Source organism: Mycolicibacterium nivoides (assembly GCF_003855255.1).
Taxonomy (GTDB): domain Bacteria; phylum Actinomycetota; class Actinomycetes; order Mycobacteriales; family Mycobacteriaceae; genus Mycobacterium; species Mycobacterium nivoides.
On record NZ_CP034072.1, the window covers coordinates 5,534,066 to 5,548,601 of the forward strand.

17 protein-coding genes and 1 riboswitch are annotated in these 14,536 nt (G+C 68.4%); of the genes, 3 read left to right on the top strand and 14 right to left on the bottom strand.

Features of this window, described 5'->3' with window-relative positions; all coding sequences use genetic code 11:
* Window positions 1-4: 4 nt before the first annotated feature.
* Window positions 5-1,279: a uracil-xanthine permease family protein gene (locus tag EH231_RS27185; RefSeq protein ID WP_124713704.1), complete on the top strand. Its 1,275-nt coding sequence runs from the start codon at window positions 5-7 to the stop codon at window positions 1,277-1,279.
* On the opposite strand, the gene EH231_RS27190 is transcribed toward EH231_RS27185, so the two are convergent.
* The 5 genes from EH231_RS27190 to EH231_RS27210 all read right to left on the bottom strand — a co-directional run bounded on the left by EH231_RS27190 (window position 1,260) and on the right by EH231_RS27210 (window position 6,862).
* On the bottom strand, window positions 1,260-2,276 hold the full coding sequence (locus EH231_RS27190; protein WP_124713705.1) for an NAD(P)/FAD-dependent oxidoreductase: 1,017 nt from the start codon (window positions 2,274-2,276) through the stop codon (window positions 1,260-1,262). The genes EH231_RS27185 and EH231_RS27190 overlap by 20 nt on opposite strands.
* On the bottom strand, window positions 2,273-2,782 hold the full coding sequence (locus tag EH231_RS27195; RefSeq protein WP_124713706.1) for an isoprenylcysteine carboxyl methyltransferase family protein: 510 nt from the start codon (window positions 2,780-2,782) through the stop codon (window positions 2,273-2,275). The genes EH231_RS27190 and EH231_RS27195 overlap by 4 nt, the downstream gene beginning before the upstream one ends.
* Window positions 2,782-3,849 carry a type III polyketide synthase gene (locus EH231_RS27200; RefSeq protein ID WP_241177813.1) on the bottom strand — a complete coding sequence of 356 codons (1,068 nt, stop codon included), beginning with the start codon at window positions 3,847-3,849 and terminating at the stop codon, window positions 2,782-2,784. The genes EH231_RS27195 and EH231_RS27200 overlap by 1 nt, the downstream gene beginning before the upstream one ends.
* Window positions 3,850-3,926: 77 nt before the next feature.
* Entirely contained in the window at window positions 3,927-5,360 is a 1,434-nt protein-coding gene (locus tag EH231_RS27205) for a M28 family metallopeptidase (RefSeq protein WP_090424184.1), read from the bottom strand.
* Complete coding sequence (locus EH231_RS27210) at window positions 5,357-6,862, bottom strand: M28 family metallopeptidase (protein ID WP_170856157.1); 1,506 nt, start codon at window positions 6,860-6,862, stop codon at window positions 5,357-5,359. Before EH231_RS27210 ends, EH231_RS27205 begins: the two co-directional genes overlap by 4 nt.
* Before the next feature lie 336 nt (window positions 6,863-7,198).
* Here EH231_RS27210 and EH231_RS27215 point away from each other — a divergent pair, with 336 nt between their 5' ends.
* The gene (locus EH231_RS27215; protein WP_090424182.1) at window positions 7,199-7,909 is read left to right on the top strand and encodes a slipin family protein; all 711 of its coding nucleotides are present in this window, start codon (window positions 7,199-7,201) and stop codon (window positions 7,907-7,909) included.
* Window positions 7,910-7,916: 7 nt separating this feature from the next.
* On the opposite strand, the gene EH231_RS27220 is transcribed toward EH231_RS27215, so the two are convergent.
* The 8 genes from EH231_RS27220 to thiO all read right to left on the bottom strand — a co-directional run bounded on the left by EH231_RS27220 (window position 7,917) and on the right by thiO (window position 13,108).
* The gene (locus EH231_RS27220) at window positions 7,917-8,675 is read right to left on the bottom strand and encodes an ABC transporter permease (RefSeq protein WP_124713708.1); all 759 of its coding nucleotides are present in this window, start codon (window positions 8,673-8,675) and stop codon (window positions 7,917-7,919) included.
* Window positions 8,672-9,583 carry an ATP-binding cassette domain-containing protein gene (locus tag EH231_RS27225; RefSeq protein WP_044519151.1) on the bottom strand — a complete coding sequence of 304 codons (912 nt, stop codon included), beginning with the start codon at window positions 9,581-9,583 and terminating at the stop codon, window positions 8,672-8,674. Before EH231_RS27225 ends, EH231_RS27220 begins: the two co-directional genes overlap by 4 nt.
* 47 nt (window positions 9,584-9,630) lie before the next feature.
* Window positions 9,631-9,921: a WXG100 family type VII secretion target gene (locus tag EH231_RS27230; RefSeq protein ID WP_090424181.1), complete on the bottom strand. Its 291-nt coding sequence runs from the start codon at window positions 9,919-9,921 to the stop codon at window positions 9,631-9,633.
* Window positions 9,922-9,936: 15 nt separating this feature from the next.
* Complete coding sequence (locus tag EH231_RS27235) at window positions 9,937-10,236, bottom strand: WXG100 family type VII secretion target (RefSeq protein ID WP_164481038.1); 300 nt, start codon at window positions 10,234-10,236, stop codon at window positions 9,937-9,939.
* Window positions 10,237-10,279: 43 nt separating this feature from the next.
* The gene (locus tag EH231_RS27240; protein ID WP_206429617.1) at window positions 10,280-11,050 is read right to left on the bottom strand and encodes an SGNH/GDSL hydrolase family protein; all 771 of its coding nucleotides are present in this window, start codon (window positions 11,048-11,050) and stop codon (window positions 10,280-10,282) included.
* 102 nt (window positions 11,051-11,152) lie between these two features.
* Window positions 11,153-11,911 carry a thiazole synthase gene (gene thiG, locus EH231_RS27245; protein ID WP_090424179.1) on the bottom strand — a complete coding sequence of 253 codons (759 nt, stop codon included), beginning with the start codon at window positions 11,909-11,911 and terminating at the stop codon, window positions 11,153-11,155.
* Window positions 11,904-12,104, bottom strand: coding sequence for a sulfur carrier protein ThiS (thiS, locus tag EH231_RS27250; RefSeq protein ID WP_044515454.1), 201 nt, complete (start codon window positions 12,102-12,104; stop codon window positions 11,904-11,906). Before thiS ends, thiG begins: the two co-directional genes overlap by 8 nt.
* A complete protein-coding gene (thiO, locus tag EH231_RS27255; RefSeq protein WP_124713710.1) occupies window positions 12,101-13,108 on the bottom strand; it encodes a glycine oxidase ThiO in 1,008 nt (335 codons plus the stop codon). Before thiO ends, thiS begins: the two co-directional genes overlap by 4 nt.
* Window positions 13,098-13,212: riboswitch (TPP riboswitch) on the bottom strand. Its footprint overlaps the gene before it by 11 nt.
* A 35-nt stretch (window positions 13,213-13,247) precedes the next feature.
* Here thiO and thiE point away from each other — a divergent pair.
* Complete coding sequence (gene thiE / locus EH231_RS27260) at window positions 13,248-13,919, top strand: thiamine phosphate synthase (RefSeq protein ID WP_090424177.1); 672 nt, start codon at window positions 13,248-13,250, stop codon at window positions 13,917-13,919.
* Here the strand turns inward: thiE and EH231_RS27265 are convergent.
* A complete protein-coding gene (locus EH231_RS27265) occupies window positions 13,903-14,409 on the bottom strand; it encodes an NUDIX hydrolase (protein WP_164481039.1) in 507 nt (168 codons plus the stop codon). The genes thiE and EH231_RS27265 overlap by 17 nt on opposite strands.
* Between the last annotated feature and the right edge of the window lie 127 nt (window positions 14,410-14,536).

Here is a 14,536-nt window from a genome sequence, read left to right on the forward strand (position 1 = left end):
ACTCGTGATCCCGCTGAGTTGGAAATACGTCGAGACGCGCACCGATGACGACTTCGTCGTCAATCCCGGGGAACGGCTCAACTGGTCGAGCACCATCGGTATCGGGGCCCAGCATGTGGTGGCCATGTTCGGTGCCACGTTCCTGGTCCCGGTGCTCACCGGCTTTCCGCCCGCCACCACGCTGCTGTTCTCCGGCGTTGGCACCATTCTGTTCCTGCTCATCACCGGCAACCGGTTACCGAGCTACCTGGGGTCGAGTTTCTCGGTGATCGCCCCGGTCACCGCGGCGGTGGCCTCGCACGGAACCGGAAGCGCGCTGGGCGGTTTGATCGCGGTCGGGGTGTTGTTGATCCTCATCGGAGCGGTGGTGCACCTGGTCGGCACCCACTGGATCGACCTGGCCCTACCGCCGGTGGTGACGGGCGCGATCGTCGCACTGATCGGCTTCAACCTCGCGCCGGCCGCCAAGGCCAATTTCGAGAAGGGCCCCTTGGTCGGGCTGGTGACGTTGGTGTTGCTCGTCGCCACGCTGGCGTTCTTCAAGGGATTGATCGGCAGGCTGGCCATCTTCGGCGCGGTACTGATCGGGTATCTGCTGGCACTGGTCCTCGGCGATGTGGACACCGCGGCGATCGCCGCGGCACCGTGGCTGGGGCTGCCCGAGTTCCACACCCCGACGTTCAACCTGGCGGTTCTGCCGCTGTTCCTGCCCGCGGTGATCGCACTGGTCGCCGAGAACATCGGGCACGTCAAGTCGGTGGGGCAGATGACCGGCACCGATCTCGATCCGATGATCGGCCGTGCGCTGGCCGCCGACGGCGTGGCCACCGTGCTGGCCGGCGCGGGGGGCGGATCGGCCACCACCACCTACGCCGAAAACATCGGCGTCATGGCGGCGACCCGGGTCTACTCGACCGCGGCGTACTGGGTTGCCGCGATAGTGGCGATCGCGTTGTCGTTGTGCCCCAAGGTCGGAGCGGCGATCTCGGCGATCCCGCCGGGTGTGCTGGGCGGCGCGACGATCGTGCTCTACGGCCTGGTCGGCATCCTGGGCGTGCGGATCTGGCTCACCAATCACGTCGACTTCTCCAAGCCGGTCAACCAGATGACCGCCGCCATTCCGCTGATTATCGGGATCGCCGACTTCACCTGGCAGCTCGGCTCTCTGACGTTCACCGGGATCGCGCTGGGTTCCATCGCCGCGTTGCTGGTCTTCCACAGCATGAGGTTGTTGGAGTACCTGGGGAACCTGGCACAACCTACTCGCCAAGAGCGTTGACCACGCGGGCGAAGACCGAGGGCAGCGCCGCCGACGCCGGGGTGATACACGCCCGCACCGGACCAAAACCGCTGCCGTGCAACAGAGCTGCCGTCAGTAACCGATAGCGGCGCGTCATCGCCCGCCACTGCCGGTCGTAATCACCCGGCCGGTCCGCGCGTACACACCCCACCAGGAGTTCGGCCGCGCCGAAGGCAAGGCCCATCCCCTCCCCGGTGAGGGCATCGACGTATCCCGCCGCGTCGCCGACCAGCAACACCCGGCCCGCGCTCCGGTCGCGGACCTTCTGCCGCAACGGCCCGGCCGCCCGGTCGTGGCCGTGCTCGAGGCCGTGAATCCGGTCGGCCAGCAACGGGAATGCCGCCAGGTGCTCGTCGAAGCCGCCGCGCACCGAGGTCAGAATCGCCACCCCGACACAGTTGTCCCCGACCGGCGTCACATACGCCTCGGCGTCAGGACCCCAGTACACCTCGACACAATCCGACCACGGCGCGATCTGGACATGCCGCCGGATTCCCCAGCGGCGTCTCCTGCCCTCACCGCCGCTGAGCCCGAGCGAGCGGCGGATCGGCGAATGCAGGCCGTCGGCGGCCGCCAGGTAGCGGGCCCGAAAACCGGCCGCGCTCACCGATGCCGAGTCCTGGGTCACCGGCCCCACCTCACCCTGGACCACCCGGACCCCGGCTTCCGACGCGGCCTCGGACAGCGCGGCGTGCAGAACCGTACGACGCACTCCACGCCCGGCCCCGTCGCGGAACCTGGCCTCAGCGGTGCGGTGTCCGTCCAGATAGCGGATGCCATGAAAGGCACGACCCTCGGGTTGGACGCCCAGGCGTTGCAGCTGCCGGACCGAGTGCGGCATCAGCCCCTCACCGCATGCCTTGTCGATCGGGCCTTGGCGCCGTTCCACCACCACGGTCTCCAGCCCGGAACGCGCTGCGTGCACCGCCGTGGCCAGCCCCGCCGGGCCGCCGCCCGCGACGAGCAGATCGATCACGTCAGGCCTTGCAGCGCTTCATTTTCCACGCGGATCCGGGTCCGCAGCAGCGCGGCGTTGGCCACCGTGAACACCAGAGCGGTGATCCACGCACCGCCGGCCAGCGGCAGTGCCGCTCCCTCGGTGACCACGGCCACGTAGTTCGGGTGCGGCAACACCCGGTACGGACCGTCGACGACGCGCGTGGCTCCGGGAACCACCACGACCCTGGTGTTCCACTGCCTGCCCAGCGTGCTGATGCACCACCACCGCAGCGCCTGGGCGGCGAGCACGACCACCACCATGATCCGGCCGAGCACCGGCGATGGCCGGCGCCGGCGCGCCTCCACCACCGCGCCGACCAGAAGCGCGCTGTGCAGCGCCACCATGACCGGATAGTGCCTTGCCCCGAATTCCTTGCCGCCCTGGGCGATACTCCACTGCAGGTTGCGTTTGGACACCACCAGCTCGAGGACCCGCTCGACGGCGACGAGGGCGATCAGCGCGGTGAATCTCTTGGCCGCCATCAGCGCCAGCGCAGCAGGACGAGCTCCGAGCAGAAGCCCGGACCCATGGCCATCATCACCCCGGGGGTATTCGACTCCGGCCGTTTGCGGATGGTGTCGCGCAGCACGTGCAGCACCGAGGACGAGGAGAGATTGCCGACGTCGGCGAGCGACTGCCAGGTGAGATCCAATGCGTCCTCGGGCAATCCGAGGGTATCGATGATCGCCTCGATCACCTTCGGCCCACCGGGATGGCTGACCCATGCGGACACATCGTCGACGGAAAGACCGTGATCGCCGAGGAACCCGGTGACGTCGTCACCCAGGTAGCGCCCCACGAAGCTCGGGACTTCGGCGCTCAGCACGATCTCGAAGCCGTCGGAGCCGATGTCCCAACCCATGGCGTGCAACGAGTCTGGATACAGATGACTGCGTGAGTCCAGCACATCGGGTCCCGTCGGGTTGAGCTTGCGGGCCCGTTGTTCGCCGACCGCGACCACCGCGGCGGCGCCGTCGCCGAACAGCGCGCCGGCCACCAGCGTCGGCATCGTGGGATTGTGTTTGCGGGTCAGCGAACACAATTCGACCGACACCAGGACCGCCACCTTGTCGGGCGCGCCCCGCAGATAGTCGTTGAGCCGCGCGATTCCTGCGGCGCCGGCCACACAGCCCAGTCCGAAGATCGGGATGCGCCGTACGTCGGGCCGCAGGCCGAGTCGCCCGGCGATGCGCGCGTCCAGGGACGGGACCACGGCGCCCGTGACCGTGGTGGTGACGATCAGATCGACGTCCTCGGGGCGCAGCCCCGCCTCGTCGAGCGCGCCGGACAGCGCGGCGCAGCCCAGTTCGGTCGCATGCTCGATGAACAGGCCGTTGCTCTTACCGAAATCGTCGAGATCGGCGTATTCCTCGAGCGGCCGGACCAGATACCTGCTGTTCACTTTCGCACTCTTGTGCAGGGCCCGCACCACATCCTCGACCTCGGCGTATCCCGGCAGATCGAGCAGGGCGCTGGTGACCTCGTCCTGCGTATACCGATGCGGAGGCAATACGGCATGGACGCCGGCAATGGTGCTGTAGCTGGGCATTCTCGCGACGTTAATTCCCATACCCGTACCACGGGGGCCTACCCTCGCCGGTTCAACGCTCCCTCGGTCAATCCGGATCAGCCGCGGTGACGCTTGTCACGTGCCGGCACACCATTGGGGCCCTCGATCGACCGGGCGTACGTGCCGACGGTGAACGCGATCGCCGATCCCATGATCCCGAGCGCGCGGGCATCGACGTTGTCGATGGTGTCGCGGGCCGTGTGATAGTTCGGATCGAAGGCCACCCCGGCCCGTCCGCCCCACAACCGGGCCTGAACCTCGGTCTTGCGTTGCGACGATCCGGTGGTCGTGCCCCCGATCGGCACGCCGGCCTGCAGGAACGGGTGATAGTCGGTGTTGGCGCTGATCGGCATGTCCGCGGGCCGCGCCCCGGCCAGGTTGAGGTAGCCGGCCATGGTCCTTTCGATACCGGCCGATCCTTCGGGCATCGGCTTGGGGTCGGTGGCCTGGCCGGACTGGTCGCCGTCATAGGTGAAGTACCCGGCGTTGGGCGAGCCGACCATGTCGAAGTTCAGATACAGCGCGAGATCGTCGAGCTGGTCCAGCGGCAGGCCGCGCACGTACTGCTTCGACCCGTCCAACCCCATTTCCTCGGCACCCCAGAACGCGAACCGCACCGCATTGCTCACATTCGGCGAACTGCCCAGCTGCAGCGCGGTTTCCAGGACGGCCGCCACCCCCGACCCGTTGTCGTTGATACCCGGACCGCCGCCGACGCTGTCGAGGTGGGCACCCACCAGTACGACATCGGAGGCCGACCCGGTCTTGGTCTGCGCGGTCAGGTTGCGGGATTTGATCATTTCGGCTTTGCCGTCGAGCGTCAGCCGGACCGGGGCGCTGGTGCGTCGCAACGCCGCATCTGCGTTTTCGTCGATGATGCCGACCGGGACGGTGAGTTCGCGGTAGTAGCCGGTGGTGAACAAGCCACCGGGTACGGGCTGGCCGGTATTGACCACCAGCAGCCCCACCGCGCCCTTGTCCAACGCGGTGTTCTGTTTGACAACAACGGAACACCCGCTGGCATCAACGACCGCGATGGCACCCGTGATGTTCATCGACCCGTAGTCGGTGGCCGCACATCCGGACGGCTTGCCCGGACGCAGCGTGGGCGCGCTGATCCCGTCGGGCGCCGTCGTCACCAGCATCGACGCCTGATCCACCTCGTATTTGCTCCCGGACACGGTCAGCGCCGGGTTGCCCCCGCGCATCGTGCCCATGCGCTCGAACTCCGGCGTCTGGACATCGAAACCTTTGTCCCGCAGCAGTTGTGCCACATAGTCGACGCTGGCTTCGTAACCGGGGCTGCCGACCGCCCGGTTCCCGTCGTGACTGTCTGCGATCTCCTGGAGCTTGCGCAGGTGGGTGAACATGGCGTCCACGGTGATCTTGCCCGCCAGTTCCTGCGGCTCGACAGCCTTCGGCGATGGCTGTGCCGAGCATCCCGCCAGTGCGGCACCGAGCAATAGGGCTGCTAGTCGACGCGCCGTCACTGCGCGGTGATCTGGTGGCGCGTGCGATCCGAACGAACCGGTAAACCGTTGCGGCCCCGCTGATCTTGGGCATACAGCCCGACAGCGAATGCGACTCCCTCACCATGTATCTGCAGTGCGTCCCGGTTCACGTGGTCAAGGGTATCGGTGTTCTTGTGATAGTTCGGGTCGAACGGTTGATCCACCTCGCCGGCCCACAATTTTGCTTCCTCGGCGTCCATCTTGTCCTCGGCGCCGGAGAACAACCCACCGGAGGGAATGCCCGCCATGGTGAACCCGTCATAGTCGGATCGACCGTCAAAACTGGTGTCGCGCGGCGTCTTTCCGGCATTCTGCAGATAGGCCGCCAGGGTGCGCTCGATTCCCGCCGAACCCTCGGGGACGCGGGGGCGGCCCTGCTCGTCCAGCGGTGCGGACTGGTCGCCGTCGTAGGTGAAGTAGCCCGCGTTGGGTGAGCCGAGCATGTCGAAGTTCAGGTACATGGCAATGTCTTTGAGCTGCTCGGTGTCGAGGGACTCGACGTAGTTGGTCGACCCGAGCAAACCTTCTTCCTCGGCTCCCCAAAACCCGAACCGCACCGCGTTGGCCACCTGCGGCGAATCGCCCAACTGCAAGGCCGTTTCCAGCACCGCGGCCACGCCGGAGCCGTTGTCGTTGATTCCGGGGCCCTCGGGAACGCTGTCGAGGTGGGCACCGACCATGACCACGTCCGAGGTCGAGCCGGTCTTGGTCTGGGCGATGATGTTGCGGGTGTGCTCGACACGCACGCCCGCGACGAGCTTGAGCGTGGTAGGCCCGGGTGAGTTGCGCAGCCGGGTGCCCTCGTCCTTGGTCACGCTGACCACCGGGATCTTGACGTCGGTGTTGCGGCCCAGCGTGCCGCCCATCTTCTCGTCGTTGTTGGTGTTGACCACGATCATCGCGACCGCGCCGCGCTCGGCGGCGGCAGCCTGTTTGTCCGCGAACGGGCACGAGCCGCGGTCGACCAGCACCACCGCACCGGCAACCGGGAGTCCGTCGTAGTCGGCGGCCTCACATCCGGGAGTGTCCTCGACCTTCGCCGGCACCAGCGGCCCGGACACCCCAACCTGGTCGGTACCGATGGTGAACTCCAGCGGCTTGGCGGCGACGGGTTGGCCGCCGACGGTGACCTGGGGGTCCTCGGCGAACGGGAGTTTCACCTCGAACTCAGGGGTTTCCACGTCAAACCCCTTGTCGCGCAGCGCGCCGGCCACGTAGTCCACGCTCGCGTCGTACCCCGGGCTGCCCAGCGCGCGGTTGCCCTTGTTGGCGTTGGCAATGTCCTGCAGCTTGCTCAGATGCCCCATCATCGCGTCGGCCGAGACCCGCCCACGCAACTGGTCGGCGAACTGCGCCGCCGCCGATGAGGACTCCTGGGATTGCCGCCCGTCGGTCTGCAGTTCGGTCTTTGCATCACAGCCGGCCAGCCCCGCGGTCAGCGCCAGCGCGCAGAGAACCGCCCCCGTCGAAGTACGTCGCATTGCACCCACGGTAGCGGCTCCCCCGAACGGCCTGGCGCATAAATCGGTTGCCTGGTGATTTGCTGTGGTGGCATGGTGTTCCCCGGCGCCGACAGGGAGGCAGGCGAAGCGGGGTACCGCAACGTTTCTGCGTGTTGCCGGCGGCGTCATGGCACAGGTAAAGGGCCTGAGGTTCGAATCCTCTCCGATAACCCCGATACCGTCGCCGGGATCGCGCAGTCGGTGACCTTGCGGCCCACATCCGCCGGGACGGGGATGTGACGCCCCGTCCCCGATTGCGCCCGGCGGCGGTATCCCTTTGCTGCACAGACACATACACCGGAAGGAGGACACGACATGAGTATCTTCACGTTCAACCGAATCACTGTTTCCGCAGGCCAGTGCGCGCTGGAGTACAAGGACGGCACGCTGGGTCGTGTCCTGCCCCCGGGACGCCACCGCATTGATGTGGCGGCCTCGGTGGTGCGTGTCGAGATGCGTGAGCAGGTGCTGACGCTGGCTCCGCAGGAGGTGCTGACCTCGGATGCGGTGACGCTGCGTATCACAGTCGCGCTGCAGTTCAAGGTCCGCGACGCGGTGGCCTACGTGGAGGCCGCGGCCGACCCGATGGCTGCGGTGTACCTGGCCGCGCAGATCGCACTGCGCGATCTCGCCGCGGCAGTGACCGCCGACGAGGTGATGCAGCGCGGCAACCGCATTGACGCCGACGCGATCGCCGCGGCAGCGCGGACGGCCGGTGCCCGCACCGGAGTCCAGGTCATCGGGGCGTTCGTCAAGGACGTGATCGTCCCGACCGAGATCCGGGCCGCGGCACTGCAGCTGGCGACTGCCAAGGCCACGGGTGCGGCGAAGCTGGAAGCCGCCCGTGCCGAGACGGCGGCCCTGCGTGCGCTGGCCAATGCCGGCAAGCTGCTGGACGCCCACCCGGCGCTGGCTCAGCTGCAGCTGATCCAGCACGTGCCGTACGGGTCGAAGGTGGTACTGGCCCTCGGTAATGACACGGCCGGCAGCAGCGGTCCCCACGATGTGGCGTCTGACCCGGAGTAGTTCCGGGTCAGGCGTCACGCCTGTTCAGCACCACCGCGGCGGCCACGAACGCCACCGCCACCCACACCAGGAAGTAGAACAGCGAGCCCAGCTCACTCCACGACGTGTAATAGGTCGGGAACAACCACTCGACCTGAAGGAACCGGAACATGTTGGCGAACGGCAGCCACGGTCCGATCTTCGGGCCGGTGTTGGGCATGTTGCCCAGCAGGGGCTCCGCCACCAGCGGCCACAGCAGCAGGATGGCCACCGCACCGGCGGCGAATCGCAGCAGCGCCCCGACGGCCACCCCGAGCACCGCGGCCAGCGCGGCATAGAGCGCGAATCCGCCGGCCACCCGCCAGGTCGCCGGGTTGGCCATCGACAGTTGGGTGCCGACCACCGGGTCGGCGACCATCCGGGCCACCAGCACCGAGGCCAGCACCATGATCACCGCACACACCGAGGAGAAGGCCGCGCACACCACCGCTTTGGCGGTCAGCACCTGCGTCCGGTTCGGCGTGGCCAGCAAGGTGGTGCGGATCAGCCCGCTGCGGTATTCGCCGGTCATCGTCATCGAGGACAGCACCATCAGCACCGGAACCCCGAACACCGCGACACCCAATGCGGCCTTCGAGGGGGACAGCCCGGAGTAGTGGTGCGCCGTCAGGCCCTGCATGGCGGCCAGACCGAGGCTGAGCACCGCCACCCCGACCGTCGACCACAGCGGGGAGCGGGTGGTGGCCAGCTTGATGCGCTCGGCGTCGAGCGCCGCCAGCGCGCTCACTTCTTCACCGCCCGGTAGTCGACGGCATCATCGGTGAGTTTCAGATACGCCTCCTCCAGCGAGGCCTGCCGCTGGCTCAACTCGTGCAGGGTGATCGCATTGCGCGCGGCGAGGTCGCCGATCACCTCGATGGCCGCGCCGTGCACCGCCAGCGCATCGCCGTCGGCGGCGGCCTCCACCTCGAACCCGGCGTCGGTGAGAACCTCACGCAGCGTCTCGAGTTGTGGTGTGCGCACCCGCACGGTGTCCGCGGACGTGCCGCTGACGAACTCGCTCACCGTGGTCGAGGCGATCAGCTTGCCCTGCCCGATCACCACCAAACGGTCGGCGGTGTTGGCCATCTCGGCCAGCAGGTGACTGGACACGAACACCGTGCGCCCCTCGGCGGCCAGGTTGCGCATCAGCGTGCGCACCCAGTGGATGCCCTCGGGGTCCAGGCCGTTGACCGGTTCGTCGAACAGCAGGACGGGCGGATCGCCCAGCAGCGCGGCGGCGATCCCCAGCCGCTGGCTCATGCCCAGCGACAGTGTCCCGGCGTTGCGGTCCCCCACCGCTGTCAGCCCGACTGTCTCGAGCACCTCGTCCACCCGGGCCGGCGCGATCCGGTTGGCCGCCGCGATCCAGCGCAGGTGGTTGCGGGCCGAGCGGTTCGGGTGGGCCTGACGCGCGTCGAGCAGGGCGCCGACCGCGCGCAGCGGATCGCGCAGTTCCCGGTACTTCTTGCCGTCGATGGTCGCGGAACCGGTGTTGGGATGGTCCAGCCCGAGGATCAACCGCATGGTGGTGGTCTTGCCCGCGCCGTTGGGCCCGAGGAATCCGGTCACCACGCCCGGTTCGACGGTGAACGTCAGATCGTCGACGGCTCGGTGGGATCCATAGAGTTTTGTCAGCCCGGTCAGTTCGATCATCACCGCCATCATTGCAGGCGGTGTTGTTCTGACTGCTCAGGTTCAGTTCAACTGAACATTCCCGTCACGTCGGTCTCGGTGGAGTTGAGCGTGTCGATGCCCGCGTGAACCGCGGCGCACAGCTTGTCCAACGCGGCCGCCTCTTCGTCGGCTTCTTTGTTCCACTCGCTGTACTGCTGACTGAACTGTTCGGCAGCCGAGCCGGTCCAGGTACCGCCGATGTCGGCGATCAGCGCGGTCTCCTCTTCCAGGATCTGCTTGACCTTGGCGGCCTCGGCATCCAGTTCGGCGGCCAGTTGCCGCGTCCGCTCGAACTGGACGGCGATATCGGTGCTCATCCGGAACCTTCCGACTCAGATGTTCATGGACTGGGCCAGCGAGCCGGCCGCGTTGCCGTCGGTCCCCTCGTACGCCGCGATCGCTTCGTCGAGAAGGTGCGACATATCGAGCTCTTCCCGACGGACATCTGAGGCCTGAGTGAGGTAGTTCGAGAGGGCGGACTGGACAGCTGAGCCCGCTGCTCCCGTCCAGGTCCCGGCGAACTCACCCGCGAGCTCCGTCACCCGGCGCTCGTGCTGCGCGCGTTCCTGTGCGAATTTCGACAGTTGGGCGGACTTCTTCCGAAGCTCGTCACCATTCAACTCGAGGCCCATGGGGAGATTCTTACACGCCGCCATCAGCCCTGATCGCACGAATTCAGCTGCTCGGGCCGGCCTGTGCCACCACCAATTCGGCGACCGCCCGCATGCCGGCGGCGTTCGGGTGCAGCGGCGCGGGACGTCCCGGCCAGGGCAACCCGGGCCGCGTGGTCCACGGCTGGGCCGACCAGGCATGGTGCGTCAGGCTGGCTTGTGCTGCGCGCACCCATCCGCAGCCGGTTTCAGCGGCGGCCGTTCCGGTGAGTCGTTCCAGCGTGGCTGCGACGTGTCGCCCGAGCGCCGCGTCAGCCTCCGGTAGCGGTGAGGCCGCGACGCCTTCGGGCGGCAGCACGGTCAGGTAGTCCACGAACAGCACCCTGGCCGCGGGAGCGCGTTGCCGGATCTCGCGCCCGACCGTCACCAGCGCGTCGGCCACCTGCGTCAAGGCCGCGTCCCGTGCGGCAGGATCCAGCAGGCCGCGAAGGAACGGCCCCACCAGCGGCACGGATCGGGTGAATCGCGGCAACGCGGCCGCCATCAACTGGGGCACGTAGCCGGCGTCGTTGCCACCGATCGTGACGGTGACCAGGGCCTCGGACCCGTCGAGCGCGTCGATCTGAGGCGGCGCACCGTTCTGACGCTCACTCAGGATGTGCGCGGTGGTGGCCCCGGAGTACGTCACGTCCACCAGATCGAGCCCGAGTCGGGCGGCCGCCAGATGGGGGTAGTTGCGTGCCGAGCGGCCCGCCTGCCACGGCGCACCGGGTGCCGACGGTTTGATGCCCGGCCCGGCCGCCATCGAACTGCCCAGGGCCACATAGCGCGTCATAACACCACTCCCCCGCATCGAGCCTGCGCCCAGATCGCGATTCTGTTCATTTTCACGATCTCAGCGCAGACTCGGCGCACTCACCGCAGCCTCGGCGCGAAATCACAGCGCCGGGCTCGACGCCTGGGCCCAGAACCGCTTCGGGATACGCCCCGCCTGCCGCGCCAGGTATCCGGCGGTGACGGCTGCCGACATCGCGGCGGCCATGGTCGGCGGGTCGGCGGCGCGGGTGACAGCAGTGGCCAACAGCACTGCATCGCAACCCAATTCCATTGCCATCGCGGCATCGGAGGCGGTGCCGATACCGGCGTCCAGCACCACCGGCACCCCGGCCCGCTCGACGATCATCTCGATGTTGTGCGGGTTTGAGATGCCAAGGCCGGTCCCGATCGGCGAGCCCAGCGGCATGACGGCGGCACAGCCGGCGTCCTCCAACCGGCGGGCCAGCACCGGGTCGTCGTTGGTGTAGGGCAGCACGATGAACCCGTCGTCGACCAATTGCTCTGCGGCCTTGACCAGTTCGATTGCGTCGGGCAGCAGCGTGCGCTCATCGGCGATGACTTCGAGCTTGACCATGTCGGTGCCCAGCGCCTCACGAGCCAGCTGCGCGGTCAGCACGGCCTCGGCCGCACCGCGACAGCCCGCGGTGTTGGGCAGCGCCGCGATACCCAACCGGTTGAGCAGGTCGAGCACCCCGGTGCCGGTCTCGGCGTCGACCCGTCGCATCGCCACGGTCGTCAACTCTGTCCCCGAGGCCACCAGGGCCTCTTCCAGCACAGCCAGATTCGGTGCGCCACCGGTACCCATGATCAGCCGGGAGCCGAACTCCCGGCCGCCGATGACGAGCGCGGAATCACCCACCCTGCACCGCCGTCACGACCTCGACCCGGGCACCGTCGGACAGGGTCTGATCCCATTCCGAACGGGGCAGCACCGTCCAGTCCAGTGCTACCGCGATGCCCTTGTCCGGGAAACCCCGGGTTTCCAGCAGCCCCTCGACGGTGGTCTGCTCGTCCACCTCGAGGGTCTCGTTGTTGACCGTGATGGTGATCATTTCGCTCCCACGCTCACCTCGAGTTCAGCCGCGATCCGCTCAGCGGTCCACGGCGCCAACAGAAATCCGTTCCGGCCGTGTCCCACGGCCACCAGAGTGCGCTCGTCGACACGTTCGACGATCGGCAGCCCGTCCGGCGTCATCGGCCGCAGCCCGGCCGCGGTCTCGGCCAGCTCGTACTCGCCCAGCGCGGGCATCACCGCACAGGCGTCCTCCAGCAGATCGCGCACCCCGCTGACCACCGGCGCGGTATCGCGACCGTGCTCGTACTGGGTGGCCCCGACCACCACGCCGTCAGCGCGCGGCACCAGGTACACCGGCCGGCCGTGAACGCGGGCCCGGATCACCCGCTGCGGCACCGGCATACAGCCCTTGCGCCACCGCAGCCGCAGCACCTCACCCTTCACCGGACGCACCGGCAGGCCGGGCAGGAGCTTCGGGGCGTCGATTCCGTTGGCGACGACGACCGCGGCAGCGTCGTTGATCTCGGCCAGATCCTCGACCGGCCCGGCCCAGCGCACAGCCAGCCGTTCGCAATGCGCGGCCAGTCCGTCGACCACAGCACGGTTGTCCACGGCGAGTTCGGTGGTGGCCCGGAACCCGTGCCGGATGCCTTGGGCCAGAAGGGGTTCCACATCCCGGGCGGCCGTGGTCAGCTCGACCGGCTGCCCCTGCGCGGAGAGCCATTCGGCGACGGTGTGCAGGTCGGCTACATCGGCCCGGTCGACGGCCACCACCAGCGACTCGCGCGCGGTGACCACCTCCGGCGCCAGCCCGTCGAGGAATCCGGAGTGCCACAGCTTCAGCGATTCCAGGCCGATCTGCAGTATCTGTTCCTCGCCCGGCCAGCCTTCGCTGTGCGGGGCCAGCATGCCACCGGCCACCCACGATGCGCCGCGCTCGGTGGTGCAGTGCAGCCGCACCGTCCAGCCGTCCAACGCCGCCCGGCGTGCGACCGACAGCCCGATGACACCGCCGCCGATGACGGCAAGTGTTCGCGCCATACCCGCTCCCTTCGCCGGCATGACCCGGATCAGGTGTGACGGTCAGGGCCGGTCCGTATGCCCACTCTCAGCCCCACGTCCCCGGGGCTCCCGTATTGCCAGTCCAGGGTACTCGGGCGGTACCGGCTACCGTCGCGGTGTGGAATCACCCGCCGACCGTTTGCAGCGCGCCACCCTCTACCTGTGCACCGATGCCCGCCGGGAACGTGGTGACCTGGCCGAATTCGCCGACGCGGCGCTGGCGGGCGGGGTGGATCTGATCCAGCTGCGGGACAAGGGGTCGCCCGGGGAGAAGCAGTTCGGCCCGCTGGAGGCGCGTCAGGAGCTCGAGGCGCTTCAGATCCTGGCCGACGCCGCCCGCCGCCACGGCGCGTTGCTTGCGGTCAACGACCGCGCCGACATCGCGCTGGCCGCCGGAGCCGACATCCTGCACCTCGGTCAGGACGACCTGCCGCTCGCGGTCGCCCGCGGCATCATCGGCGAGCGTCCGGTGATCGGCCGCTCCACCCACGACGCGGAGCAGGCCGCTGCCGCGATCGAAGAACAGGTGGACTACTTCTGCGTCGGACCGTGCTGGCCCACCCCGACCAAGCCGGGCCGGTCGGCACCGGGTCTGGACCTGGTGCGCTCGACTGCCGCGCTGAATCCGGCCAAGCCGTGGTTCGCGATCGGCGGGATCGATCAGCAGCGACTTCCCGAGGTACTGGCCGCCGGTGCCCGGCGCATCGTGGTGGTCCGCGCGATCACCGCCGCCGAGGATCCCCGCGCCGCGGCCGCCGAACTCAAGGCCTCGATCAGCGCGGCGGGTTGAGGTCCAGCGGCAGGGACGCCGTCACCGCACGCAACTGCTCCCAGCTCGCGGCGAACCCGGGATGCAGCGGCAGCTCGGCCACCTCGTCCTCGGCCACCCACCGCAACTCCGAGCTCTCCCGGTTCGGGATCGTCTCCAACGGCTCGGGCACGTCGGCGATCACCGTCGTGTAGGACCAGTGGGTGCCACCGATACCGGCCACCTCGGCCGTCACCACGGTGGTGCGCACGGTGAGCTGTTCGGCCGTCACCCCGGCTTCCTCGTGGGCTTCCCGGACCGCGGCCTGCTCGGCGGTCTCATGACTGTCGCGGGCACCGCCGGGCAGCGCCCACGTTCCGCCCTGATGGCTCCACGGAGCTCGATGTTGCAGCAGCACCGCCGCCGATCCGCCTGGCCACGGTGCCCGCAGCAACAGACCGGCCGCACCGTGGCGCCCCCAATAGCGGGCGCCGTTGTCGGAGAACACCCAGCCGTCACCGTCGCCACGCACCCGTACAGGATAGGGAACGCCGCCAGTTTCGGTGGGCCGCAATTTCTCCGCGAGCCTAAGCGCGGCGCTCTTAGAATTTTTTTATAGTGTTGGGACACCCCGTAAGCACCGAAACTAAATGAGGTCC